The sequence below is a fragment of the Actinophytocola sp. genome (assembly GCF_009379765.1).
Taxonomy (GTDB): domain Bacteria; phylum Actinomycetota; class Actinomycetes; order Mycobacteriales; family Pseudonocardiaceae; genus Actinophytocola.
The window spans coordinates 25,454-48,078 of record NZ_WHTD01000002.1; the positions used below are offsets into that span (position 1 = coordinate 25,454).

General features: G+C 71.0%; 27 protein-coding genes and 1 pseudogene. 16 read left to right on the plus strand and 12 right to left on the minus strand.

Translation table 11 applies throughout. The features are described 5' to 3' along the window. Positions 1-20: 20 nt before the first annotated feature. From GEV28_RS00625 to GEV28_RS00640, 4 genes and pseudogenes are all read right to left on the minus strand, one after another. Positions 21-2,687 (minus strand): bifunctional GNAT family N-acetyltransferase/acetate--CoA ligase family protein, encoded by a 2,667-nt coding sequence (locus GEV28_RS00625; RefSeq protein WP_291407406.1) that lies wholly within the window; start codon positions 2,685-2,687, stop codon positions 21-23. Then, positions 2,684-3,292 carry a CBS domain-containing protein gene (locus GEV28_RS00630; RefSeq protein WP_291407408.1) on the minus strand — a complete coding sequence of 203 codons (609 nt, stop codon included), beginning with the start codon at positions 3,290-3,292 and terminating at the stop codon, positions 2,684-2,686. The genes GEV28_RS00625 and GEV28_RS00630 overlap by 4 nt, the downstream gene beginning before the upstream one ends. Further along, positions 3,289-3,906, minus strand: a complete 618-nt coding sequence (locus tag GEV28_RS00635; protein WP_367115006.1) for an alcohol dehydrogenase catalytic domain-containing protein — start codon at positions 3,904-3,906, stop codon at positions 3,289-3,291. The genes GEV28_RS00630 and GEV28_RS00635 overlap by 4 nt, the downstream gene beginning before the upstream one ends. 57 nt (positions 3,907-3,963) lie before the next feature. Continuing rightward, positions 3,964-4,298, minus strand: a pseudogene (locus GEV28_RS00640) (alcohol dehydrogenase catalytic domain-containing protein); the annotation flags it as partial. Between the two features lie 405 nt (positions 4,299-4,703). On the opposite strand from GEV28_RS00640, the gene GEV28_RS00645 reads away from it, so the two are divergent. After that, the gene (locus GEV28_RS00645) at positions 4,704-5,426 is read left to right on the plus strand and encodes a CBS domain-containing protein (protein WP_291407414.1); all 723 of its coding nucleotides are present in this window, start codon (positions 4,704-4,706) and stop codon (positions 5,424-5,426) included. Here GEV28_RS00645 and GEV28_RS00650 read toward each other — a convergent pair. Continuing rightward, on the minus strand, positions 5,401-5,712 hold the full coding sequence (locus GEV28_RS00650) for a hypothetical protein (protein WP_291407416.1): 312 nt from the start codon (positions 5,710-5,712) through the stop codon (positions 5,401-5,403). The two genes, GEV28_RS00645 and GEV28_RS00650, sit on opposite strands and share 26 nt — an antisense overlap. Positions 5,713-5,868: 156 nt before the next feature. On the opposite strand from GEV28_RS00650, the gene GEV28_RS00655 reads away from it, so the two are divergent. Beyond that, a complete protein-coding gene (locus GEV28_RS00655; protein WP_291407418.1) occupies positions 5,869-6,456 on the plus strand; it encodes a GNAT family N-acetyltransferase in 588 nt (195 codons plus the stop codon). On the opposite strand, the gene GEV28_RS00660 is transcribed toward GEV28_RS00655, so the two are convergent. After that, positions 6,447-7,607, minus strand: a complete 1,161-nt coding sequence (locus GEV28_RS00660) for a site-2 protease family protein (protein ID WP_291407420.1) — start codon at positions 7,605-7,607, stop codon at positions 6,447-6,449. The genes GEV28_RS00655 and GEV28_RS00660 overlap by 10 nt on opposite strands. A 187-nt stretch (positions 7,608-7,794) precedes the next feature. On the opposite strand from GEV28_RS00660, the gene GEV28_RS00665 reads away from it, so the two are divergent. From GEV28_RS00665 to GEV28_RS00720, 12 genes are read left to right on the plus strand one after another with little or no spacing between them, the layout of a single operon-like run. Beyond that, positions 7,795-8,241 carry a hypothetical protein gene (locus tag GEV28_RS00665; RefSeq protein WP_291407422.1) on the plus strand — a complete coding sequence of 149 codons (447 nt, stop codon included), beginning with the start codon at positions 7,795-7,797 and terminating at the stop codon, positions 8,239-8,241. Further along, the gene (locus GEV28_RS00670; RefSeq protein ID WP_291407424.1) at positions 8,238-9,164 is read left to right on the plus strand and encodes a hypothetical protein; all 927 of its coding nucleotides are present in this window, start codon (positions 8,238-8,240) and stop codon (positions 9,162-9,164) included. Before GEV28_RS00665 ends, GEV28_RS00670 begins: the two co-directional genes overlap by 4 nt. A gap of 10 nt (positions 9,165-9,174) precedes the next feature. Then, a complete protein-coding gene (locus GEV28_RS00675; RefSeq protein WP_291407426.1) occupies positions 9,175-10,536 on the plus strand; it encodes a V-type ATPase 116kDa subunit family protein in 1,362 nt (453 codons plus the stop codon). Continuing rightward, on the plus strand, positions 10,533-10,952 hold the full coding sequence (locus GEV28_RS00680) for an ATP synthase subunit C (protein WP_291407428.1): 420 nt from the start codon (positions 10,533-10,535) through the stop codon (positions 10,950-10,952). Before GEV28_RS00675 ends, GEV28_RS00680 begins: the two co-directional genes overlap by 4 nt. Further along, positions 10,952-11,170 carry a V-type ATP synthase subunit F gene (locus GEV28_RS00685; protein WP_291407430.1) on the plus strand — a complete coding sequence of 73 codons (219 nt, stop codon included), beginning with the start codon at positions 10,952-10,954 and terminating at the stop codon, positions 11,168-11,170. The genes GEV28_RS00680 and GEV28_RS00685 overlap by 1 nt, the downstream gene beginning before the upstream one ends. Beyond that, complete coding sequence (locus GEV28_RS00690; RefSeq protein WP_291407432.1) at positions 11,167-11,679, plus strand: hypothetical protein; 513 nt, start codon at positions 11,167-11,169, stop codon at positions 11,677-11,679. The genes GEV28_RS00685 and GEV28_RS00690 overlap by 4 nt, the downstream gene beginning before the upstream one ends. Beyond that, the gene (locus tag GEV28_RS00695; protein WP_291407434.1) at positions 11,676-11,993 is read left to right on the plus strand and encodes a hypothetical protein; all 318 of its coding nucleotides are present in this window, start codon (positions 11,676-11,678) and stop codon (positions 11,991-11,993) included. The genes GEV28_RS00690 and GEV28_RS00695 overlap by 4 nt, the downstream gene beginning before the upstream one ends. A gap of 28 nt (positions 11,994-12,021) precedes the next feature. Beyond that, entirely contained in the window at positions 12,022-13,029 is a 1,008-nt protein-coding gene (locus GEV28_RS00700; protein ID WP_291407435.1) for a hypothetical protein, read from the plus strand. Next, the gene (locus GEV28_RS00705; protein WP_291407437.1) at positions 13,013-13,381 is read left to right on the plus strand and encodes a hypothetical protein; all 369 of its coding nucleotides are present in this window, start codon (positions 13,013-13,015) and stop codon (positions 13,379-13,381) included. Before GEV28_RS00700 ends, GEV28_RS00705 begins: the two co-directional genes overlap by 17 nt. Continuing rightward, positions 13,378-14,742 carry a V-type ATP synthase subunit B gene (locus tag GEV28_RS00710; protein WP_291407439.1) on the plus strand — a complete coding sequence of 455 codons (1,365 nt, stop codon included), beginning with the start codon at positions 13,378-13,380 and terminating at the stop codon, positions 14,740-14,742. The genes GEV28_RS00705 and GEV28_RS00710 overlap by 4 nt, the downstream gene beginning before the upstream one ends. After that, entirely contained in the window at positions 14,739-15,356 is a 618-nt protein-coding gene (locus GEV28_RS00715) for a V-type ATP synthase subunit D (RefSeq protein ID WP_291407442.1), read from the plus strand. Before GEV28_RS00710 ends, GEV28_RS00715 begins: the two co-directional genes overlap by 4 nt. A gap of 11 nt (positions 15,357-15,367) precedes the next feature. Beyond that, on the plus strand, positions 15,368-15,823 hold the full coding sequence (locus GEV28_RS00720; RefSeq protein ID WP_291407603.1) for a universal stress protein: 456 nt from the start codon (positions 15,368-15,370) through the stop codon (positions 15,821-15,823). A gap of 203 nt (positions 15,824-16,026) precedes the next feature. On the opposite strand, the gene GEV28_RS00725 is transcribed toward GEV28_RS00720, so the two are convergent. Further along, positions 16,027-16,920 carry a prolyl oligopeptidase family serine peptidase gene (locus tag GEV28_RS00725; RefSeq protein ID WP_291407605.1) on the minus strand — a complete coding sequence of 298 codons (894 nt, stop codon included), beginning with the start codon at positions 16,918-16,920 and terminating at the stop codon, positions 16,027-16,029. A 323-nt stretch (positions 16,921-17,243) separates the two neighbouring features. Between GEV28_RS00725 and GEV28_RS00730 the strand changes: the two genes are divergently transcribed. Next, complete coding sequence (locus GEV28_RS00730; protein WP_291407444.1) at positions 17,244-18,341, plus strand: glutamate--cysteine ligase; 1,098 nt, start codon at positions 17,244-17,246, stop codon at positions 18,339-18,341. Here the strand turns inward: GEV28_RS00730 and GEV28_RS00735 are convergent. From GEV28_RS00735 to GEV28_RS00745, 4 genes are read right to left on the minus strand one after another with little or no spacing between them, the layout of a single operon-like run. Next, positions 18,331-18,561 (minus strand): PLD nuclease N-terminal domain-containing protein, encoded by a 231-nt coding sequence (locus GEV28_RS00735; protein WP_291407446.1) that lies wholly within the window; start codon positions 18,559-18,561, stop codon positions 18,331-18,333. The genes GEV28_RS00730 and GEV28_RS00735 overlap by 11 nt on opposite strands. A 42-nt stretch (positions 18,562-18,603) precedes the next feature. Next, the gene (locus GEV28_RS00740; protein ID WP_291407449.1) at positions 18,604-19,209 is read right to left on the minus strand and encodes a hypothetical protein; all 606 of its coding nucleotides are present in this window, start codon (positions 19,207-19,209) and stop codon (positions 18,604-18,606) included. Beyond that, on the minus strand, positions 19,206-19,475 hold the full coding sequence (locus GEV28_RS42045) for a DUF1918 domain-containing protein (protein ID WP_367114998.1): 270 nt from the start codon (positions 19,473-19,475) through the stop codon (positions 19,206-19,208). The genes GEV28_RS00740 and GEV28_RS42045 overlap by 4 nt, the downstream gene beginning before the upstream one ends. Before the next feature lie 41 nt (positions 19,476-19,516). Further along, positions 19,517-20,398 (minus strand): hypothetical protein, encoded by an 882-nt coding sequence (locus GEV28_RS00745; protein ID WP_291407450.1) that lies wholly within the window; start codon positions 20,396-20,398, stop codon positions 19,517-19,519. 220 nt (positions 20,399-20,618) lie between these two features. Between GEV28_RS00745 and GEV28_RS00750 the strand changes: the two genes are divergently transcribed. Further along, the gene (locus GEV28_RS00750) at positions 20,619-21,248 is read left to right on the plus strand and encodes a TetR family transcriptional regulator (RefSeq protein WP_291407453.1); all 630 of its coding nucleotides are present in this window, start codon (positions 20,619-20,621) and stop codon (positions 21,246-21,248) included. Between the two features lie 20 nt (positions 21,249-21,268). Here the strand turns inward: GEV28_RS00750 and GEV28_RS00755 are convergent, their stop codons facing one another. Further along, positions 21,269-22,564 carry a phosphoribosyltransferase family protein gene (locus tag GEV28_RS00755; RefSeq protein ID WP_291407455.1) on the minus strand — a complete coding sequence of 432 codons (1,296 nt, stop codon included), beginning with the start codon at positions 22,562-22,564 and terminating at the stop codon, positions 21,269-21,271. Between the last annotated feature and the right edge of the window lie 61 nt (positions 22,565-22,625).

Genomic DNA, 22,625 nt, shown 5'->3' on the forward strand with positions numbered 1-22,625 from the left:
TCCTCGTCTCCTTCTGGGATTCAGGCGCGCAGCCGGCGCAGGAACGGGTCAGCCGGTTCGCGGGGCACGAGCCGCACCCGCGCGTCCAGCACCTGGCAACCGTGCTGGCGGACGATGACCGGGTTGAGGTCCAACTCGGCGACCTCGGGGATGGTCTCGGCGAGCCGGCTGATCCGGGTGAGGACGTCCACGATGCCTTCGGTGGGCAGCGGGTGGTCGCCGCCGAACAGCGCGGTGGACGAGCGCAGGCCGTGCACCATCCGCTCGGCGTCCACATCGCACAGTGGGGTGAGGCGGGCAACGCGGTCGGCGATCAGGTCGGTGTCGGTGCCGCCGAGGCCGAACAGGACCAGCGGGCCGAACGTGTCGTCGGAGTCGACGCCGACGATCAGCTCTCGACCGGGCATCGCCATCGGCTGGAGCAGCACGCCTTGCACGGCGTCGCCGAAACGGTCACGGAACGCGGCGACCGTGGCTCGCAGTTCCTCCTCGGTCGCCACGTTCAGCGTGACGCCGCCGGCTCTGGCCTTGTGCAGCACGCCCGCCGCGACCACCTTGACCGCCACCGGTCCGCCCAGTTCGCGCAGAGCGGTGACGGCCGAGTCGGCATCCGCGGCCATGATCGACCGCACTGCCGGGATGCCGAACAGGTCGAGCAGCCGCATGGCCGTGTCCGGCGCCAGCCAGCCCCCATCGGGCTCGGCGCGCAGGAAGTCCCGCACGAGCGTCCACGCCTCACCGAGTTGGATGTCCACCGGTTCGGTGGCCGTGCCCACGGGCTGCCGGCGCCAGCGCGCGTAGGCGGCGACGCGGCCCAGCGCGGCCGCGGCAGCAGCGGGGTCGGCGAAGCTGGCCGTGGCGGGGCCGGTGCCGTCGCCGAATCCGGTCACCGAGGCGAGTTGCCCAGGGCGGGCCATCAACACGGTCTTCCGCCGCTTCATCGCGAGCGTCGCCGTCGCCGTGACGGGGTCGGCGAGCGCGGTCGGGACGCCGGCGGCGAGTACCGCGTCGATGTCGTCATCGGCGAGCAGGACCTCCAGGCAGGCGCCGAACGTGGCAGCATCGACACCCGCAGTGGTGTCGATCGGGTTGCCGAGGCTGGCCTGTGCCGGCAGCAGCTCCGCGAGCGCCACCTGAGTCATCTGGCTCAGCCGCGGCACGACGAGTCCGTTGTGGACACACGCATCGGCGGCCAGCACACCGGCGCCACCCGCATTCGACAGGATCGCGACCCGGTTGCCGGCGGGCAACGGCTGCCACGCCAGGGCGGCGAGCACGTCGGTCACCTCGCTGACCGTGTCGACCGCGATGACACCGGCCTGCTCGAACAACGCGTCCCTCGTGACAGCCGGGGTCGCGGCCGCAGCGGTGTGCGAGGCGGCGGCCCGCTGGACGACATCGCTCTCGGCAGAGCGGACGGCGATGATCGGCTTGGTCCGCGCGAGACCGCGGGCGAGGCGGCTGAACTTGCGTGGGTTGCCGAACGACTCCAGGTACAGCACGACTGCGGCGGTGTTCGGGTCCTGCCGCCACCACAGCAGCATGTCGTTGCCACTCACGTCGTACTTGTCGCCCGTCGACACCATCGTCGAGACACCAAGACCGAGCTGGCGCAACAACTCGACGAGCGCGATGCCGACACCGCCGGACTGGGTCACGATCCCCACGCCGCCCTCGGGCACGTCTCCCCGGGTGAAGGTGGCGTTCATGTGGGCCGCCGGGTCGGTGTTGACCACGCCGACACAGTTCGGGCCGACGAGTCGCATGCCGTGTCTCCGAACGGAGGCCAGCACATGCGTGGCGAGGTTGGTGCCGGACAGCCCGGCAGAGATCACCACCACCGCTGGAATACCTTCCCGGCCACATTCCTCGACCGCGTCCGGCACCGACGCCGCCGGCACGCAGACCACGGCCAGGTCAGGGATCTCGGTCAGCTCGGCCACCGACGGCCGGCACGGTACACCCGCGATCTCGTCCGCGTGCGGGTTCACCGCGGTGAGCCGGCCGGTGAACCCGCCGTCGATCAGGTTGCGCAGCACCGCGTGGCCCACCGAGCCGGGCCGCCGTCCCGCCCCGACCACGACGATGCCCTTAGGGCGCAGGATGTTCGCCAGGCTGGCGACGTCGGCAACCCGGTCCCGCTCGTCGACGGCGGCGGCGAACCGCTCGTCCGCGGTCAGCGAGATCTCGACGTGCCGTTCCGGTTCCAGCGTGGACATCCGGTACGGCAGGCCGGTGTCGGCGAAGACCTGGATCATCCGCCGGTTCTCGGCGAGAACCTCGGCCACGAACCGGGTGATGCCGTGGTGGCGCGCCATGGACGCGAGGTGCTCGAGCAGCAGCGTGCCCAGCCCGCGTGCCTGCACCGTGCCGTCGACGACCAGCGCGACCTCGGCGGTCGTGGCGCCCAGCATCGCCTCGTAGTTCGCCACTCCCACGAGCTGCTCGCCGAGCCAGGCGCCGACGGCCGCGTGCGTGCCGTTCGCCGTACGGGCGATCCGGCGCGTGATGGCGTCCAGCACCCGCGTGCCGGTGCCGAAGAAGCGCAGGTATCTGTCGTGTTCTGACAGTCTCATATGGAGTGACAGAACGGCGTCCGCATCGGCGGACGTGATGGTCCGAACCATGACGACGCGGCCGTCGGCCAGCAGCGCCCGCACCCCGTTCGGGCTGATCGCGGCGCTCATCGGACGTTCTCCGCGACTCGTGGCCGGGCGCCGTCGTCGACGATGTAGCCGAGCCGGTCGAGCACCTCGACCACGCCCGGCACCGCCCGCACACGTTCGTCGATCACGGCGCGGGTGCTGTGCCATTCGACGCGGCCGAGCAGGAGGACGACTCCGTCCCGCACACTCACCCCCACCGGCCGCTGCGCGGGCAACAGATCTGCCAGCACGCGCTCGACGTCCTCGCGGATCGCGTCGTCGTCGCGGAGGTAGGTCGTGAGCAGGTCCCGGCGCGACACCACACCAGCCAGCCTGCCGTGCTCGGTCACGTACAGTCGCCGCACCCCGGCGTCGGCCAGCAGCCGGGCCGCCGCCGGCAACGTCGTATCTCCGGTAACCGTGCGCGGCTGCCGGCTCATCAGCTCCCGCGCGGTCACCCCGGCGCCGTCCCGGCCACCGAGCAGGTCGGCCTCGGACACGACGCCGATCAACACGTCTTCGCGGTCGACGACCGGGACCGCGCTGATCCGGTTACGCGACAGGATCGCCGCGACGGTGGCGAACGGGACACCGGGCCGAATCGAGATCGGGCAGCGGGTCATCACGCTCCTCACGGTGGCGGTCACGGCTCGAACACCACCCGGGCGGTGACGCGGCCGGCGAGGACGTCGGAGATGGCGTCGTTGATCTCGTCGAGCTTGCGGACCTCGACGTCGACCTTCGTGCGGCCGGCGGCGTGCAGGTGGAAGACCTCGGCAAGGTCCACGCGGGTGCCGACGATCGACCCGATGACGGAGATGCCGCCAAGGACGGTCTCGAACACGGGCAGCCGCATGATGTTGTCCTTGGGCAGCGACACCAGCACCAGCCGGCCACCGCGCCGCAGCGCGGCATGCGCCTGCTCGAGCACCACCGGCGTCGCGGCGAGCACCACGGCCACGTCCGCGCCACCCAACTCACGGATCGCGGTGACCGGGTCGGTCTCCGCCGCGTTCACGGTGTGGTCGGCCCCGAGTTCGGTGGCGAGCGCGAGCTTGGCCTCGGTCACGTCGACGGCGACGGTCACGGCACCGAAGATCCGCGCGTACTGCAACGCGAGGTGACCGAGCCCGCCGATACCGAAGATGGCCGCCCGCTCGGTGGGCCGCAGCCCGGACACCTTGATGGCCTTGTAGGTGGTGACACCGGCACAGGTCAGCGGTGCGGCGTCCCGCGAGCTGACGCCCTCGGGCACGCACACGACGTGACTGGCGTACGCGACGGCGTACTCGGCGTGTGCGCCGTCGATGCCATAGCCGGTGTTGACCTGCGACTCGCAGAGCGCCTCCCGACCGTCCACACAGTACCCACAGCCTCCGCAGGCGTAGCCGAGCCACGGAACGGCGACGCGATCCCCCACTGCGACCCCGGTCACCCGGCTACCGATCCGCTCGACCACGCCGACGCCCTCGTGCCCGGCACGAACGGCGGCGTCGGTTTGAGCGGCCAGTCTCCACGTGCCGCATGGATGTCGGTGTGGCACAACCCGCTCGCCACAACGCGCACCAGCACCTGGTCGTCAGCCGGCTCGGGCACGGCCCGGTCCAGGATCTCCAGCGGTCGGTCGAACGCCGTCACGACTGCTGCCTTCATCACGCCTCCTCCTTCGTCTGACACAAGCTTTGCCGCACAAGGAGTTCCTGATCAGAGGCGGAGGCAACGCCTGCGCTGGCGAAGGTCCCGCGAGGAGTCCCCGCCGAACCGGGACCTTCGGCCGTGTCTCATCGCACGGCGGCGAGCCATGGTCGGCCATGACCACGTGCGGGCGACTCCACGGCCGTCCGGCCTATGGCGCGTAGTGCCTTGTCCGCCTCGACGAGCACGAAACCGACCGCGCCCGATCCCAGGCACAGCGTTCCTCCTCCGTTGTCCCTCCAGCCTCACCGGCCGGGGCCGCGCCTGACAGGGACGGAAGTCCCCGCCACCCCGGGCCAACAGACCGCAGCGAGGACGGCCCGCCCGGCCGCACGCTGAGGGCAGGAAGTGGAGGAGGTCGCGATGAGCCACCGGAAAGTCAAGAACGTGATGAGCACGGACGTCGCCACAGTGCGGGAGGGCACGCCGTTCAAGGACGTCGCCCGCGCACTCGCCCGGCGGGATGTGAGCGCCCTGCCCGTTGTCGACCAGGACGGCCGTGTGCTGGGCGTGGTGTCCGAGGCAGACCTGCTGATCAAGCAGGGCACACAGGAGATCGAGTTCTCCCGCTCGCTGCTGAGCTGGTGGCGGGACCGGCGCCACGCGCGCCGCGCCGCCGCGACCACGGCCGGTCAGCTGATGAGCAAGCCTGCGATCACCGTCAACGCTGCCTCGACCGTCGCCGGCGCGGCACGGCTACTGACCGAGCACAACATCAAGCGCCTGCCGGTCGTCGACGAGACCGGCACGCTGGTCGGCATCGTCAGCCGCAAGGACCTGCTGACCGTGTTCCTCCGCAAGGACGAGAACATCCGCGACGAGATCGTCGAGCATGTCTTCGAGCACGGCATCGGCATGGCCGTCAACCCGGCCACGGTCACCGTCGACGTCCACAACGGCGAGGTCACCCTCACCGGCCAACTGGACCTGAAGAGCCAACTCTCCCTGGTCGAGGACATGACCCACCACATCGACGGCGTGGTCGACGTGACCGTCTCGATGACCTACCGCCACGACGACACCCGCGACCACCGCATCCCCGGTGACATGACGATCGACATCACCCAGCCACCACGCGTCCGGTAGGACATACGCTGGCCACGTCACAGCGTGCCCACGTCAGTGTGGTGATCGTGTCGGCGGCGATGGCCGCAGTGATCGCGAGGTCCTCCGCGGCGGCGGCCGCCTGCTCGACGATCGCGGTGATGTGACGGTCCTCCGCGAGCGGCAGCGTCGCTGTCGCGAGACGGCTATGGAGGTCGTCGAGCACCGTCGTGAAGTTCTCGGCCTGAGCGGCGATGTAGCGGAGGCGAACGGTGTCAACCGAGTGGTCGGTTCGGATTCTGGTGGATAGGGCGGTTCGGTCGGTCATGGTGATCCTCCCGTGGCCGAACCACATCGTTATCAAGCCGACCGGTGTCGGGTAGGGACCGAAAGTCACCGGCAGGCCGGGTCGAAAGATCTACCGGGGCGGTTCAGACGAAGGAGGAAGGCGACGAACATGTGCCCCCACGGAAGCCTGTGTGAGATGACCACACGACCACTGCGGAATGGCGAGCCGCCGGAGGGCTACCCGGTGGCCTTCGAACGATGGCTGCGGTTGCGGGACGGGCGGTACGTGTGGGTGCGACCGATCCTGCCGTCCGACGCACCGGAACTGGCCGAGGCGATCCGCACCGCCGACCCTGACACGTTGCGCCGCCGGTTCCTCGGCTCGCCACCGCGACTCACACCCAAGCTGCTGAGGTGGCTGACCACCGTCGACTACGAGCGCCGCCTCGCCCTTGTCGCACTCGACCCGGCGACCGGGCGCGGGATCGCGATCGCCCGTTTCGAGCCGCTGCAGGAGGAAGGGGTCGCGGAGATCGCCGTCGCGGTCGACCCGGCGTGGCGGCGCGTCGGGTTGGCCACCATGCTCGTCGAACTGCTGGCCGAGGCCGCGCTGGAGCGGGGCTTTCACTCCTTCGGCGCCTCGTACCTGGCCCAGAACCGCCCGATCGAGGCGATGCTCACGCATGCCGGAGGCGGCGCCAAACTCCTGATCTCGCACGGCGTCGCCGAACTCGCCGTCGATCTCGACCACGAGAGGACCATCCGGGCCGGCGGTCACCACTGAGTGGGGCCGGTCGGCTGGACCGGCCGGTGGCCGAGCCGGGCGAGCTCCACCGCACGCATGATGTCGGCGGTGGTGAGGATGCCGACCAGGACGTGGTTCTCCACGACCACGAACGCACTGTTCGTGCGCGGGGCGGCCCGGCGCAGCACGTCGGCGAGTGGTTCGCCGGCCCGTACCGTCGTGTCCGGGTCGAGCGGGCGGGCCGCGTCGTGCAGCCGGGTCTGCCGCTGGCTCTGGGCACGTGTGCTTGCCAGGTCGGCCAGGCTGACCAGACCGGTGGGCTTGCCGTCGAAGCTCTGCACTGGGAAGACGCGGTGCCGTATGCCGGCGGTGGCCACGTGGTCGGCGAACGCGTCGATGGTCCACCAGCCGGGCGCGACGACCGGGTCAGGTGTCATCACGTCACGGACGCGGACGCCCTCGAGTCCGGCGAGGACCTGTGCCTGCTGACCTTCGGTGGACGCGGCGCTCGCGACGAACCAGCCGATGAGGGCGAGCCACACGCCGCCGAGTGTGTCGCCGGCGAACAGTTCGGCGACGCCGAGCCCGACGAGCAGGTAGCCGAACAGTTGGCCAACCGCGGTGGCACGAACCGTGGCGCGTTCCTTGTCGCCGGACCGGTGCCACAGCCATGCGTGCAGCAGGCGGCCGCCATCCAGCGGGGCAGCGGGTAGCAGGTTGAACACACCGAGCACGAGGTTGGCCACGGCCAGCCAGGCGAAGCCGGTGACCGGCAACCCGCCCAACCAGGCCGGGCTCATGATCATCGTGACGAGCATGAACAGTCCACTGAGGACGATGCTAACGGCGGGCCCGGCAACCGCGACGAGCGCGCTGGCTTTCGGGGTGCACGGCTCGTCGGTGAAGGTGGTGGCGCCGCCGAGCGCCCACAACGTGATGCTCTTGACCCGAACGCCGAACCGGTGGGCCAGCACGGCGTGGGCAAGCTCGTGTCCCAGCAGGCAGGCGATCAGTGACATCGCGGCGGCGAGAGCGGTGAGCCAGTACGCCACCGCCGTGGCACCAGGCGCGGCCGCTGGCAGGATGTCTTGTGCCATCAGCACGGTCAGCAACGCCACGGTCAGCATGACCGACCAGTGCGCGCGGATCGGGATGCCGGCGTAGCGGCCCAGCGGGATGGTGCCGTTCATGGTTCGGCCTCCGTTCCGCACTCGTGTCCTACCAGCCACGGTCGCTCCCGTAGCAAGTGCGGGGGAGGGCTGAAGGTCCCTACACCGCGGGGACTTCGTCTCTGGCCGGTCCTCCACTCACGGGCAGAGCATCGGAGCAGATGCTCCACCTCTTGGCGAGCAGACACCCCTCGGCGAAGGGCTGGCGATGGCAGGCCTGCGTGACACCCTGAACCGGTTTCGGCCGGCGGCCGCTCCCGGTGCGCCTGGGCGACGTGGGGTGCCTGCTGACCGAGCCGCTGAGCGGGAATCGGAACTCACTTCACTGTTCGCCGCCCTTGCCGAGACCGAACAGAAAGCCGAGGAGATCCGGCAGCGAGCCACGGTCGAGGCCGACCGCGTGCGAAAGGACGCGAGACTGCAGGCCGAGGCGGTGGTGGCCGAGGCGCGGCTGCGGGCCGAGGCATTGCGGTCCGCAGCCGCCGCACACACCAGGGCTTCGGCCGAGCGGGAGCGTGTGCGGGCACGGCAGGCCACGCTGAACATGACCGAGCAGCAGGGACACCGCACCGCCGAACGGTTGCCGGGTCTCGTCGCCCGTGCCGTTTCACTGGCGGTGGACGAACTCAGTACCACCCGGGCAGGGTCGCCATGACCGGGGGCGCCGGCTGGGTGGCCGGAGATGTGCGGGGTAGGGCGTTGTTGAGCCGCCGGCTCGGGGCGGATGGTGCGCGCCGGCTCGCGGCGAGCCCGTCGCTGGCGACCGCGGTTGCCACGCTGGCCGCTGGGCCGTACGGACGGACGGTGCACACCCGCCAGCAGCTGGCCGAAGTGGAGTACGCGGTGGGCGCCGCCGCGCTCTGGCACCTGCGGGTGCTCGCCGGCTGGCAGCCGCGTGCCGGTGCCGAAATCGTCCGGCAGTTGGCTGGCTGGTTCGAGCTCGCGAACGTCGTGGAGCACACCCGCGAGCTCGCGGGGCTGCCGGCCGGTCCGCGGTACACGCTCGGCCGGCTCACCACCGCATGGTCGCGGCTGATGGCCACGGGAACCGGCACGGAACTGCGCGAGGTGCTCGCGACCACCTCATGGGACGACCCCGGAGCGGCCACCCCCGCGGCCGTCGCGGCGTCGATGGAACTGTCCTGGGCCGCTCGGGTCGCGGCGGCCGTGCCGGAGGCACGTGCGTGGGCGGAGGGTGGCGCGGCGCTGGTGATCGCACGAACCCGGTTCGCCATGTTCGAGGAGCTGCCCGAGCCCGTGGCGGTCCGGGCGAACGTCCTGCTCGGTCCGGCGGCCACCGCGAGCACCTGGGAGGACTACGTCGACGGCCTGCACACCGACGCGCGCTGGCCGTTCGCCGGCAGCACCGGGCCGGACGACCTGTGGCATGCCGAGCTGGGCTGGTGGGCGCGGGTCGAGCGGGACGCCGCCGCATTGCTGTCCGCGCCAAGAGCCGGGCGCGGCCCGGTCGTCGGCATCGTCGCGTACCTCGCCCTTGACGCGTGGCGGGCGCGAGCCGCGCTCCAGGTCGCCGCACGTGGTGGCCAGCCGGAGGAGGCGTTCGATGCGTTTGCCTGACACAGTCCGGATGCGGCGCGTTGCACTCGCCGCTCCGCGGGACGACCTGCGTGCTGCTTTGGTCACCGTCGCGGTCGCGGGCACGGTCCAGCTCGACCGGCCCGCCGAGAATCCGGCCGCGCCGGGCCCGGCCGGTGCGTTGCTGCGCCGGCTGCACACCAACCCGACGGAGCCAGCGCTCACGGCCGAGCCGCCGGACCTGGCGGAACTGGAGCGCTCCGACCGGGCCGACCTGGTCGCCGGCGAGGCACAGGTCGAGGAGTACGCCGAAATCGCAGTGCGGCACGGGGAAGTCGCCGCCCTAACCGGGTGGTCGCCGGAGCCCGACCTGCCGGCGTTGTCCGAGCGACTGGCCGGGCACGGCGCCGCGCTGGTTCCACTGCCGACGCCGCGTGGCGTCGACCCGCCGACCCTGCTGCGGTCCGGCGGCGAGGTGCGTGGTGCGTTCTCGTCCCTGGTCAGCACGTACGGCACCGTGCCGTACCCGGACATCGACCCGACCCCGCTTGCTGGCGTCGCCTACGTGCTGATGTTCGGGATGATGTTCGGCGACGCAGGCCACGGTCTGCTGCTGCTCGTCGCAGCAGTGTTGCTACGTGCCGGGCTGCCGAGGCGCTCCCACACGTTGCGCCAGGCGTGGCCGTTCGTCGGTGCGGCCGGGCTCGCCGCCATCGTGTTCGGCGCGCTGTACGGGGAGTTCTTCGGCCCGACCGGGGTGCTGCCGGTGCTGTGGGTGGCGCCGCTGGACGACCCGGTCCGGCTGCTCACCGCCGCCGTCGCGGTCGGTGCCGTGCTGCTCGCCGCCGCATACGGGGTCGCGGTGGTCAACCGGTGGCGCGAGGGCGGGCCCCGGCTCGCGATGTACGCATCGTCGGGGGTCGCCGGCTTGGCCGTGTTCCTGGGGCTCGGTGCCGTGGCCGGTGGGCTGTACCTACGCTCTGGACTCCTTGCCGGGGCCGGTGGTGTGGTCGCCGCAGCTGGGCTCTTTCTTGCCGCGGTGGGGTTCCACGCCGAGGCCGGTGGTGGTGCCAGTGGCGCGGTGCAGGCGGGTGTCGAGCTGTTCGACACGGTGATCCGGCTCGGTTCCAACCTGTTCTCGTTCGCGCGGCTGGCCGCGTTCGGGCTCACCCACGCCGCCCTGGGCTGGCTCGTGTGGAGCGGCACCACCGGGTTGCTCGGGTCTGGGTGGCTCGCCGCTGTCGCAGGGGTGGCCGTATTCGTCGCCGGCAACGTCCTCGCGTTCGCGCTCGAGGCCTTGGTGGCCGGGATCCAGGCGTTGCGGTTGGAGTTCTACGAGCTGTTCTCCCGGATCTTCACCGGCGAGGGCGAGCCGTTCCGGCCGTGGCACCTGCCATTGGAGGAGGAAACATGAGTGTCTGGCTCATCGGGCTACCCGTGCTGGTCGCGGCCGCACTGCTGGTCGTCCGCCTGTTGCGCGGGCGGCGCCGCTCCGGGATCGCGATCCTGCTCGGCCTGAACGCCGTGTTGCTGGCCGGCGCCCTGGTTGTGCTGCTGCTGGCCCTGTCCGGCGGGCCGGCTGTGGCGGAGACGGTGGCCGCCCAGGCCGATCAGTCCGGCAACTGGGCGGCGCTGATCGGCGCCGCGATCTCGGTGGCGGGTTCGTCGATCGGCGCGGCCATCGCCGTGGCCTACACCGGCAGCGCCGCGCTCGCCGCGATGAGCGAGCGACCGGAGATCTTCGGCCGGGCCATGGTGATCGTCGGGCTCGCCGAGGGCATCGCGATCTACGGCCTGATCGTGGCCATCATTCTCATCGGGAGGGCCTGATGGCGACCGTCGCGGTGATTGGCGAGCGGGCCCTGGTTCGCGGCTGGTCGCTGGCCGGCGCGGTCGTGGCCGGCACCGACGACGCCGACCAGGTGCGCTCGGCGTGGCGGTCGCTCGACCGCGACGTGGCGGTTGTCGTGCTCACCCCGGCCGCGGCGGAGATCCTTGCGGACGAGCTGACACACGACTGGCCGCTGACGGTGGTGATGCCGTCATGACGGAGCTGACCACAGCCCTGCAGCCGTTGCGGGACGCACTGCTGCGGCGCGCGGAAGCCGACGCCGAACGGACGCTGACGCGGGCTCGCCAGGAGGCAGCCGAGGTCGTCGGTACCGCGGAGCGGGAGGCAGCGGAGCTGGCGGAACGGGCACGGTCGCAGGGCGAGGCGGAGGCCAAGGAGGTCCTCGCCACCATGCGGGCCAGGGCCCGTCGCGCTGTGCGGTCCGCCGACCTGACCGCCCGTGCCGCTGCCTACGAGAGATTGCGCACCGAGGTGGTCGCGGCCGTGCGACGGCTACGTGACGAGCCGGGCTACCCGCGCCTGCGGGAGCAGCTGGTAGCCGAGGTCCGGCGGCTCCTCGGCCCGGACGCCGAGATTACCGATGCGCTGGGTGGCGGGGTGTACGGCCGGACCGCCGGCGCACGGGTGGACTGCTCGCTGGACGCCTTCGCCGAACGGGCTGTCGCCGCGCTCGGCCCGGAGCTGGACGGGTTGTGGGAACCATGACCGCGTTGGTTCGGCGCGTGTCCGGTCCACTGGTCGAGCTGGACGTGGACACCGATCTGGCCATGCACGAGATGGTCACGCTCGGGCCGGCCCGGATTCCGGGTGAGGTAGTGGCCATCCGGGACCGTGTGGTGACGGTGCAGGCGTACGAGTACACGGGCGGGCTCATACCGGGGGCGCCGGCCGAGCCGGGCGGTCATCCGCTGTCCGCGCGGCTCGGGCCGGGCCTGCTCGGCCAGGTTTTCGACGGGCTGCTCCGCCCGCTGTCCATCGCACCGACGTTTCCTCCGACCCGGCGCCGGCACGACCACTGACAGCCGGACGTGGACCTTCGAGCTATGCGTGGCAACCGGCGACGAGGTCGACCCCGGCACAACGCTGGGAGAGGTGACCGGCGCCGGCCCGGTGCCCCATCGCGTCCTAGCGCCCGTCGCCGGCCCGGTCGAACTCCTTGCGAGCACAGGGAACTCGGACACCGTCGTCGCCCGAGTGGCCGGCGCGGACGTGCGGCTGGTCGAGGAGTGGCCGGTGCGCCGGCCCCGGCCCTACCGGCGTCGCCTCGACGAGGTCGAGCCCCTGCACACCGGGCAGCGGGCACTGGACCTGCTCTTCCCGGTCACGCGCGGCGGCTCAGCGGCTGTTCCCGGCGGTTTCGGCACCGGCAAAACGGTACTGCTGCAACAACTCGCGAAGTGGTGCGCCGCCGACGTGATCGTCTACGTCGGCTGCGGTGAGCGGGGCAACGAGCTGGCCGACGTGATGGCCGACCTGTTCGCGCTGACCGACCCGCGCACCGGCGGCACACTCGCCGACCGCACGGTGGTCATCGCCAACACCTCGAACATGCCGATGATGGCCCGGGAAGCGAGTGTCCACACGGGAATGACCGTGGCGGAGTACTTCCGCGACATGGGGCATCACGTGGTGCTGATCGCCGACTCGACGTCCCGGTGGGCGGAGGCGTTGCGGGAGTTCGGTTCTCGCACCGGCGCGCTGCCCGCCGAGGAGGGTTATCCTCCCGAGTTGGCCTCCGCGCTGGCGGCGTTCTACGAGCGTGCCGGCGCGGTCGAGACGCTCGGTGGGCGGCACGGGTCGGTGACCGTGGTTGGCGCGGTGTCGCCGCCGGGCGGGGACATGACCGAGCCGGTGACCGCGCTGACCGAGCGGTTCGTCCGCTGCCGCTGGACGCTCGACCGCGAGCTGGCCTACGCCCGCCACTACCCGGCGGGTGTCCTGGTCCGGCTCGTTCTCCCGGGACGTCACCGCGATCGGCGCCCACCACACCCGCCACGGCGATCCCGACTGGGCGACCCGGCGCGGCCGCGTGGTGGGGTTGCTCGCCGACGCTGACCGGCTCGCCGCGATCGCCGACCTCGTCGGGGTCGCCGCCCTGCCCGGGCACGAGCGCATGGTGCTGCTGGGCGCCCGCCTGATGCGCGAGGCCGTGCTGCAGCAGAGCGCGCTGTCCACACAGGATGCGTTCTCGTCAGCGGCGAAGACGGCCGCGCTCGTCGACGCGGTCCTGGCCGTCGTTGACGCCGCGCAGGAGGCGGTGGCCGCCGGGACGCCGGCCGGGGAGCTGGAGGAGGTCGACTTCTCGCCGCTAGTGCGGGCCAGGGAGGAGACCGCACCGGACGATGTCGAGGCCGTGTGGGCCCATCGTGTCAGTGTTCTGGCGAACGTACGGGAGGTAGGTACATGATCGAGTACACCTCGGTGCGGGAGCTGCGTGGCCCGCTGCTCGTGCTGGACCGGCTCTCCGGGGTCGGCTGGGACGAGTTCGCCCGCATCCGCCTGGCCGGCGGGGAATGGCGGCACGGCCAGGTCCTCGAGGTCGACCGCGACCTCGCCGTGGTCGAGGTGCTGGAGGGCACCAGCGGCATGACCACCGGCGGCACCGGAGTCGAGTTCGCCGGCGAGCCACTGCACATCCCCGTCGGCACCGGCTGGCTCGGTCGGGTGTGCAACGGCCGTGGCGAGCCGATCGACGGCGGCCCACCGATCCTGGGCGCCGAACGGGCGCCAGTGACCGGTTACCCGCTCAACCCGATCCGCCGTGAGCCGCCGGCCGACCCGGTGAGCACCGGGGTGTCGGTGATCGACGGCCTCACCACGCTCGTGCGCGGACAGAAACTGCCGGTGTTCTCCGTGCCCGGCCTGCCACACCTCGAACTCGCCACCCAGATCGCCGCACAGGCGAACGTCGGCGGCGAACCGTTCTCCGTCGTGTTCGCCGGCATGGGCCTCACCCGCGCCGACGCCGCACTGGTCCGGGACGGCCTCGAAGAACGGTCGGCGGCCGGCGAGCTGGTGCTGCTGCTCAACACCGCCGACGACCCCGTCATCGAGCGCATCATCACCCCGAGGGTCGCGCTGACCGTCGCCGAACACCTCGCATTTCACGGCGGACGGCACGTGCTGGTCGTGCTCACCGACATGACCAGCTACGCCGAAGCACTGCGCGAGGTCTCCGCCGCCCGCGACGAGATCCCCGCCAGGCGCGGCTACCCCGGCTACCTCTACAGCGACCTCGCCTCGCTGTACGAGCGCTGCGGCCGCATCCAAGGCGTGCCCGGCTCGGTGACCATCGTCCCGGTCCTCACCATGCCGGCCGGCGACCTCACCCACCCCGTCCCGGACCTCACCGGCTACATCACCGAAGGACAGATCGTGCTGTCCGAGCAGGTCCACGCGACCGGCACCTACCCGCCCGTCGAGCCGCTGTCGTCACTGTCCCGGCTGATGCGGCACGGCGCCGGCCCCGGCCGCACCCGAGAGGACCACCTCGACATCGCCGCGCAACTGCTCGCCGCGCTGGCCAGAGCCCGCCAGGTACGGGAACTCGCCGACCTCGTCGGGGAGAGCGCGCTCAGCCGCACCGACCGGTGCTACCTGGACCTCGAAGAGGCTTTCCGCACCGAACTCGTCGACCAGCGACACGACGAGGCACGCAAGATCGACGACACCCTCGACCGCGCATGGCAGGTGTTGCTGCGGCTACCCCACCGCGAACTGACGATGCTCCCGGCAGAACTCGTTGCCACACACGGTGATCCACCATGATCAGGGTCCCACCCGGACGGTCCGGACGGCTCTGGCTGCGTCGGCGCCTCGCCGCCGCCACCCGCGCGACGACATTGCTGGAGCAGAAACTGCGCACGCTGCGTGAGGAACACCGCCGGCTCTCCTTGCGTGCCCAACACACCGGCGCACAGTGGGCGGAGCACGTCGCCGACGCCGAGACCTGGGGACTGCGGGCGGCCCTCGCCGGCGGCGAACGCGGGCTACGGCTCGCCACCACCACCGACCTCGCGACCGTCACGATCACCTGGACCACCTCGATGGGCGTGACCTACCCCGTCGAGGCGACCTACGAGCCGCCCCATCGCCCGCCCGGGATCACCGTCATCGGTGGTGGGGCGCTGGTGCGGGCCGAGCAGGTGTACCGCACAGCGCTCGAGTCGGCGGTGCGGCACGCGACCGTGCTCGAGGCACTGCGAGTGGTCGAGCACGAGATCACCACCACCCGGCAGCGGGTGCGGGCGCTCAACCGCCGCTGGATCCCCCAACTACGCCAGGCGACCACGGACCTGGAACTGGCACTGGAGGAACAGGAACGCGCCGAGGGACTGACCCGCCGCCGAGCCCAGCGCCGAACCAAGGAGGTGACACCATAATCCGCCGAATTCTGCTCGCGGTCGACGACTCGGAAGCCGCACTCGCCGCCGCCCACACCGCCATCGAGATCGCCGCCGCGACCGGAGCGGAACTCCAGGTGCTGCACGTGCTGGTCAACAGCGAGATCACCGCTGCGCTGCGAGCCGCCGCCTGCACCGGTATACCCCGGCCCACCGCCGCGGAGTCGCTGCTCACCCATGTCGCCCGCCTGGCGTCCGACGCCGGCGTGCCAGTGCGGACCGAACACGTGACCGGCGAGCCCGCCCGGTGCGTGCTCGACCACGCCCGGTCCTGGCCGGCCGACCTCGTCGTCCTCGGCCGCACCAGCCATCTCGGTCCCGGCGAGCCCTACATCGGCCACCACAGCCAGCGCATTCTGGAGTTCGCCGAGATACCGGTGCTCACCGTGCCACCACCGGCCGCTAGCACCGCAGCCGAGAGTTCGCGCCACCGGGTTACTCCGTAGCGCTTGGTAACAGCGTGGCGCGCGAACACATGACGAGGTGGTCATGTCATCCCTTTGCCCGGCTGGAGACGGATAGGTCGGTTGACGCGAATGCCTCGTCCAGCCAGTCGAACACGAGGCGGCTCATCAGGCTGAGGTTGGTGACCAAGGCATGTCCCCAGCCGCCGTCGGCGTACGAGCAGACGATCAGGCCCTTGCGGGAGCTACGCGCCTGGTCGAGGCAGCGGTGCTGCTGCGCCCGGCTGACCGGGGCCGTGCCGTACTCGGACTCCCCGATGCGCTGCAGCAGCGGGCAGCTGATCTGTCCCGGGTCGAACGTGAACGCCCGCAACGTCTCCAGCCATTCGGTTGCGGTGTCCACCCCCCCACCGCCACTGGTAGGTCTCGACCAGGATGAGCCGCGCACGCAGGCGCCGGCCCATCAGCGCGAGGATCGACTGGTAGAGCGAGGAACCGAGCCGGCGGGCGTAGCGCTCGGCCCTTGGATCGCCCTGCGTCGTGTACTCGCGGAAGTCGGGGATCGCGCTGGCGGCGACACACGCCTTGATACGGGGATCGCGGGTGGCGGCGCGGGGGACGAAGTATCCACCGCCGCTGACGCCGAACGCGGCCAATGTGTCCGGGTCGACGTCGGGCCGGTCGAGCAGGTAGTCGACGACCGCGCCCATGGGCGCCTCGGCGTCGGCGCGCATCGGCAGGCCGGCGAACGGCAGCTCGCCCTGACCGGGCAGGTCGACGATCAGCACCTGGTAACCGCGTTTGACCGCGGCCGGACCGATGTAGAAGTACAGGTCCTCGACGAAGGTGTCGCCGCCGCCAACCATGATGAGCGTCCGGTGCCGGCCGGGTGAGTCGTCAGACTTCAGAAAGTACCCGGGCAGCACGGTGCCGTCGAAGGGAATGGTGACCGGGTCGACGGGGGTGTCCAGCAGGGCCGCACCGTCCCGGAAGCAGCGGACCGCCTGCTGCCACCACGACTGGTAGCTGGAGTCGGTGACAGGCAGGTACAGCAGCGCGAGCCGCTGGTAGGTGTAGGCCCGCAGGTATGCCCTCGCGGGCGCTGACGACGTGCCCGCGGTCCAGCGCCAACACCGCATGCTCCTCAAGCCTCTCCCCCATCGCCGACCAGGCCCGCACCCAACTGTCCGGGTCACCGTCCCGGATCCGCGACGCCACGGAGAAGCATTCCCCTGCCTCGCTGCCACCGTGCGTCTGACAGGCCAGCGCCCACTGCAGCCAGAAGTCGAAGCCGCCACGCCGAAATCGGTACCGGATGTCAGCCCCACGTACGAAGTTCTTCCTGTTCCTTGCCATGACAGAAGGTTCCGTCCCGCTCTGGTGCCACAGCAGTGACCTCCGGTCCCCTCGCAAGGGCCGAAGGTCCGCATCCTGCCCCCACGATGCAGACGACAATGGCGACATGGCCCCGACGCTCGGTGTGGAGGAGGAGTACCTCCTCGTCGACAAGACCACAGGGCGTCCGGTGCCGGCAGGGGCCACGACAGTCACCGAACTGTCCGATGCCGACTTCCAACGGGAGCTCTCGCCGGCGCAGGCGGAGTTCGCGACACCCGTGTGCACCGGCCTCGACCAACTGCGGCAACAGTTGCTGCGGGGACGCCACACACTCGCACAGGCCGCCCGGCGCCATGGGGCCCTGCTCATCGCGACCGGCACCCCACCGCTCGGCCGGCCCGGACCACCACCGGTCACCCACACGCCACGCTACCGGCAGATGGTCGAGACCTACGGCGCGCTCACCGACGACCAAGGCGTGTGCGGCTGTCACGTGCATGTCGGCGTGCCGGATCTCGAGCATGCCGTGCAAGCGAGCAACCAGCTGCGGCCGTGGCTGCCCGCACTGCTCCTCCTCGGTGCGAACTCACCGTTCTTCGACGGTCACGACACCGGACACGCCAGCTGGCGCACGACCATGTGGGCCCGCTGGCCAGCCACCGGCATCCCACCCCACTTCCGCTCCACCAGCGAGTACGAAGCGCACGTGTCCCGGCTCGTGGAGACCGGGGTGATCCTCGACGCCGGCATGGTCTACTGGTACGTCCGGCCGTCCACGCACGCACCGACCGTCGAGGTCCGCGTCGCCGACGTACCGGCCACCGTCGAAGAGACCGTCCTCCAAGCCGCACTGACCCGCGCCCTCGTCACCACCGCACTGGAGTTAGGGCGACCAACGCCATGCGTTCCCAACGCGGTACTGCTCTCGGCGTGCCAGCAGGCCGCGCTGGCCGGCCTGGAAGGGCAGTGCCTCGACCCGTTCACCGGAAGTCCCGCGCCGGGCTGGGCTCTGGTGGACACGTTGTTGGCTCATGTCCGCCCGGCGCTGACGGTGCTCGGCGATCTGGACGTGGTGCTGAGGTGCCTGGCCTGGTTACGAGCACATGGCGGCGGCGCGGCCCGGCAACGCGCGGCGCTGCGCGCGCACGGAAACCTGCGTGCGGTCGTGGACTTCCTCGCGGCCGCGACCACCGGCGACCGGGCAAGCCCGGTCAGGACGTGAGCCGAGTTCTCACCCTGCCGAAGCACAGGTAGGCGATCGGGCCGACGAAGTTCACCGCGATGGCGAGTGCCCACAACGGTTTGCGCCCGTTGACCGCCTCCTGGGGCCGGCACGCCAGGTCGGTCCACGCTGCCGTGGCCAGCCCGATCTGAAGAGCGCTCGCGGCCACGAACACCCCACGCTGGTGCGGGCTCAAGTCGCGCCAATGCTTACGTGTCATGGTGTTCTCCCTTCATTCCCACCAATGCCGGCTGCGGCTGGTTCACCGTCGCCTGTCGTGCCAGTCCGGCTCCACCTTGGCCCATTCCGCTGTCCACGCCCGGTGCCGGCGCCGGTCGAGTGTGTGGTGCAGGCCCCAGCAGGCGAGCGCGAGCAGTCCGGCGACGGCGGCCCAGCCGCCCACGGCCACCAGCACACCCACCGCCGCCGCGTCGGCGGTGGACATCGGTGGATCCACGGAACTACCCGACTCGTCGAGCCAGACCGGAACCTCGGTGCCCGCCTTCATACCGTCCTCGGCGGGCACGAGGCCGGTCCGGACGGTCCCGTCCGGCAGCCGCCACCGGGCTCGCACGTCCGACTTGCCGCTGACGATCTCGCCGCCCGCGCCGAAGGTGACCGCCGGCGCGTCGTGGGTCAGGATCGCGACGGTCTCGTGCCGGGTGCTGGCCTGGTGTGCGCTGTCCTCGGCGAGGTCCGCATGGGTCACCGACCCCAGTGTCAGCATGACCGGCACCAGCATCAGCGCGAGCAGCACGGACAGCAGCATCGCTGTGCCCTCCACGCGGTCGACGCCGCGCGCGAGCGGGTTCCCGCCCGGTCGCAGCAGTCGAACCAACCGCACGGCACGCGCCGGTGGCGGGGTCATGGTCGCCCCCGTTGGGGTGCGGCTCGATGCCCGGGACCGGCGGCTCGGTCGGCCATCCGGGCGTCCAGTTCGTCGAGCTCCTCTTGTGTCATGACATGAGCGTCCGGCCCTGGAAACACCAGCCCTTTCCGGCCGGTGTCCAGCCACCGCACGGTGAACGGCGGCGCACCGTCCGGAGAGCTGACCTCCTCGATCCGGGCGCGACGAGCTGACTGATCGGTCCCGGCGATCTCCACGATCAACCAGTCACCCGGTTTTGCATGCATGGCCTGGCCCCTTTCCGAGAACCTCGCGAAGCATCAGCCGATCACGGCTCGAGTTGTTCAGGGATGGAGTCCTCCGGCCCGTCGGGTTGTTCGGTCTTGCCGTCCTCGTCGTAGACCTTGACCCAGTCGACGGTCGGGAACTGCTTGAGAGTCGGCATGATCTCCGAGGCGATCGTGATCACCGCCGACCCGTCGCTGCTGATCGGCCCGAGCAGCCGGACGTGCGCGACCTTCCACTCACTGACACGCAGGTCGGTGAACCCGGTGGCGTGGCTGTCGACGAACACCAGACCACGTCCCCGTTCGGCCTCGTTCGGCCCCTTGAACAGTTCCTGGAGCGCCGCACCGGCCACCGTCGGCTTGGTGAGGCGCCGTTCGACCGCGGTTACCGGTGGGTCGATCCCGGCCGCGATCTTGTGGCGGTCACCGAAGAAGACCTCACCGCAATACCACGGGTTCCTGCCGGCGTGCGCTACGTCGACCACCAACCGGTTGCCGGACAACGCGAAAGCCCGGAACGGCGCCGGGTCGTCCGCGGGGTCGACGGCGATCCCGAACGACAGCACTCCCTCGAAGTCGCCGGCCAGCTTCACGTGCTTGATCCGGCCCAGGCCCGGGCGCAGGTCGAGATCGCCGGGCAGCACGGTGGTGTCACCGTTCTCGTGCGCCGCCGCCCACCGCATCGCGACCAGCAACTTCGCACCGAGCAACATCGGCAACGGCTCACCGGACGGGTCCTGGACGATCCGCTCGACGTAACCGACTGAGAACCCCGGCGTCGAGGTGCTGTCCCGGAAGTCGAAGACGACCCGGTCGTACCCCTCGTCCGGGTGGCCGCCTGCCCGGACGTCAGCGAGGATCGCCGTAGGAATGTTCTCCGGCGGCAGTCCCTCGATCACCGGTGATGTGCACTGCTGTGTCATCGCTCCTCCAACTCCTTCCGCACCTCCACCATCACGCGGGCCACTCCGGGTGGTGAGAGTCGAACGCACCTCGTGCCGTGCCGAAGTACCCGACGCACGGGGGGCGTTAGGGCCGCACACACGGAGGCCCAACGATCGTGCGTGTCAGGACCAAAGCACTTGTCGGACCGCGACTTCGGCACGGCAGGCTTGTTGTCGCAGGAGGAAAGGGGGCCGCACGATGACACGCAGGGGGCGGCGTCCGGCCAACTCCCAGACCCGGGCGGCGGTGATGGGGGCCGCGCGGGAGACTTTCGCGGCGCGGGGCTATCTCGGCGCGACGATCCGGCAGATCGCCGCGACGGCCGGGGTGGATCCGTCCCTGGTGCTCTACTTCTTCGGCTCGAAGGACCAGCTGTTCCGTACTGTGCTGACCAGCTCGGTGGACGGGCGGCAGCTGCTGTCGCAACTGTTCGATGGGCCGGCGGACGAACTCGGGCAGCGGCTGGTGACGCGGTTCCTGCGGTTGTGGGAAGGCGATGCCGGCGCGACCGCGAGCGCGTTGCTGCGCACAGCGGTCACCGAGCAGCGGTTCGGGACGTTGGTGCGTGAACACATCGCACCGGCGGTGACCACCACGCTGGTGGAGCGGGTAGGCGTGGATCCAGCACAGGCATCGGTGCGGGCAGCCCTCCTGGCCTCACAGCTGTCTGGCCTGGTCCTCGCCCGGTACCTGTTGCGCATCGAGCCGATCGCCAGCGCGACCATCGACTGGGTGGCGGCGGCCATCGGACCAACCATCCAGCGCTACCTCACCGGTGCACTACCCACACCACCCGCCACGGCACCACCCGTCCTGAACACTGGTTAGCTCTCAGACGGCGAACCAGCTCAGCCGGCAGCGGCGGTCAGCGGACGCAGGTAGTCGACGAACCACGTGGCGGCGAGGTCACCCACTCGCTGGCGGGTGGCTGGCCCGCCGATGGGATAGGTGGCTCCGGGCACCGTCTCCAGTTCGGCCACGCCCCGCAACGCGCACTGGGCCCGGATGTTCGCGGCCCGGATCGCGGTGTCGCGGGTGCCGATGATGAGCAGTGTCGGCGTGGCCACCTGGGGCAGCCAGCCGGTCGCCGGGTCGGGGTAGCCACCGCAGGAGACGATCGCGTCGGCCAGCTTCGTTTCCGCGGCGGCCACGAACGCCGCGGCGACTCCGGTTCCGACACCGAAGTAGCCGATCGGGAGGTGGCCCAGTTCCGGTCTCTTGGCGACCCACCGGGTCACCGTGATGAGCCGGTCGGCGAGCAACCGAACGTCTCGGGCCGCGCGCGGCCGTGTCGCTTCGCGTTCGGTGAGCAGGTCCACGAGCAGTGTGCCGAGCCCTGCCTCCCCCAGACGTGTGGCGAGGGTCCTGCGCTCGGGGCTGCGCCGGCCGTCACTTGGACCGTGCGCGAAGATGATCAGGCCCATCGCGCCCACCGGCACCGCGAGGTTACCCATCAGCGGCCCTTCATCGCCGTCGCGCACGGCGATCTCGCAGGCCAGGTCGGGCTGCAGGCCCGCAGCCACGGACAGCAGCCGGCGTACCTTGTTGTCGCTGACCGGGCGGAAGTCACGGTAGCCGCGCCCGACAGCTTGCCGTGTCGACACCTGCTCGAGGCGGGCCACGTCCTCGACATGGCGGCGCAGGGCCGGCAGCGCGTTCACGGCCACGACCGGGGAGGCCAGCACGACACGCGCCGCACCGCGCCGGCGCAGGACGTCGACCGCCGCGTGCACGGTCAATGCGTTGGCCGTCCCGTCGTCGACGAGAACCACCACGCGGCCGAGCACCGGCGGGGAGGGCAGGCCGTTGCGCAACCGTCCGACCTGCCCGGTCATTGCCGCCGTGGCACGATTCGCCTCGGCGTTCAACCAGGATTTCGCGATGCTGAGCTGCTTCACCAGGCGCTGGTTCAGCACCACAACGCGGCATTCGCCGACCGCGCCGACGATGACTCCCGGCTGTAACGGCGCACCCAGTGTGCGCACCCCTACGACATCGAGCGGCGCCCCGAGCCGCTGCGCGACCTCGAACGCCACCGGAACACCGCCCGGCGGAACAGCGGCCACCACGGGTCGTGGCAGACGCAGGAACCCCACCCGGTCGGCCAACTGGCGACCGGCGTCACCTCGGTCAGTGAACCGCACGAAGGATCACCGCCTTCCCGTCTTCCTCCAGCCTTACCCGGCGTAACTCCCGGCTCCAGAG

What these genes read in the sequence shown, in the direction of transcription:
- GEV28_RS00650 (WP_291407416.1), bottom strand. Translation starts at nt 5,712, where the DNA reads ATGACCGACCGAACCGCCCTATCCACCAGAATCCGAACCGACCACTCG.
- GEV28_RS00670 (WP_291407424.1), top strand. Translation starts at nt 8,238, where the DNA reads ATGACCGGGGGCGCCGGCTGGGTGGCCGGAGATGTGCGGGGTAGGGCG.
- GEV28_RS00715 (WP_291407442.1), top strand. Translation starts at nt 14,739, where the DNA reads ATGATCAGGGTCCCACCCGGACGGTCCGGACGGCTCTGGCTGCGTCGG.
- GEV28_RS00625 (WP_291407406.1), bottom strand. Translation starts at nt 2,687, where the DNA reads ATGAGCGCCGCGATCAGCCCGAACGGGGTGCGGGCGCTGCTGGCCGAC.
- GEV28_RS00710 (WP_291407439.1), top strand. Translation starts at nt 13,378, where the DNA reads ATGATCGAGTACACCTCGGTGCGGGAGCTGCGTGGCCCGCTGCTCGTG.
- GEV28_RS00745 (WP_291407450.1), bottom strand. Translation starts at nt 20,398, where the DNA reads ATGACACAGCAGTGCACATCACCGGTGATCGAGGGACTGCCGCCGGAG.
- GEV28_RS00730 (WP_291407444.1), top strand. Translation starts at nt 17,244, where the DNA reads ATGGCCCCGACGCTCGGTGTGGAGGAGGAGTACCTCCTCGTCGACAAG.
- GEV28_RS00735 (WP_291407446.1), bottom strand. Translation starts at nt 18,561, where the DNA reads ATGACACGTAAGCATTGGCGCGACTTGAGCCCGCACCAGCGTGGGGTG.
- GEV28_RS00660 (WP_291407420.1), bottom strand. Translation starts at nt 7,607, where the DNA reads ATGAACGGCACCATCCCGCTGGGCCGCTACGCCGGCATCCCGATCCGC.
- GEV28_RS00740 (WP_291407449.1), bottom strand. Translation starts at nt 19,209, where the DNA reads ATGACCCCGCCACCGGCGCGTGCCGTGCGGTTGGTTCGACTGCTGCGA.
- GEV28_RS00725 (WP_291407605.1), bottom strand. Translation starts at nt 16,920, where the DNA reads ATGCGGTGTTGGCGCTGGACCGCGGGCACGTCGTCAGCGCCCGCGAGG.
- GEV28_RS42045 (WP_367114998.1), bottom strand. Translation starts at nt 19,475, where the DNA reads ATGCATGCAAAACCGGGTGACTGGTTGATCGTGGAGATCGCCGGGACC.
- GEV28_RS00690 (WP_291407432.1), top strand. Translation starts at nt 11,167, where the DNA reads ATGACGGAGCTGACCACAGCCCTGCAGCCGTTGCGGGACGCACTGCTG.
- GEV28_RS00675 (WP_291407426.1), top strand. Translation starts at nt 9,175, where the DNA reads ATGCGGCGCGTTGCACTCGCCGCTCCGCGGGACGACCTGCGTGCTGCT.
- GEV28_RS00655 (WP_291407418.1), top strand. Translation starts at nt 5,869, where the DNA reads ATGACCACACGACCACTGCGGAATGGCGAGCCGCCGGAGGGCTACCCG.
- GEV28_RS00645 (WP_291407414.1), top strand. Translation starts at nt 4,704, where the DNA reads ATGAGCCACCGGAAAGTCAAGAACGTGATGAGCACGGACGTCGCCACA.
- GEV28_RS00695 (WP_291407434.1), top strand. Translation starts at nt 11,676, where the DNA reads ATGACCGCGTTGGTTCGGCGCGTGTCCGGTCCACTGGTCGAGCTGGAC.
- GEV28_RS00665 (WP_291407422.1), top strand. Translation starts at nt 7,795, where the DNA reads ATGGCAGGCCTGCGTGACACCCTGAACCGGTTTCGGCCGGCGGCCGCT.
- GEV28_RS00750 (WP_291407453.1), top strand. Translation starts at nt 20,619, where the DNA reads ATGACACGCAGGGGGCGGCGTCCGGCCAACTCCCAGACCCGGGCGGCG.
- GEV28_RS00680 (WP_291407428.1), top strand. Translation starts at nt 10,533, where the DNA reads ATGAGTGTCTGGCTCATCGGGCTACCCGTGCTGGTCGCGGCCGCACTG.
- GEV28_RS00685 (WP_291407430.1), top strand. Translation starts at nt 10,952, where the DNA reads ATGGCGACCGTCGCGGTGATTGGCGAGCGGGCCCTGGTTCGCGGCTGG.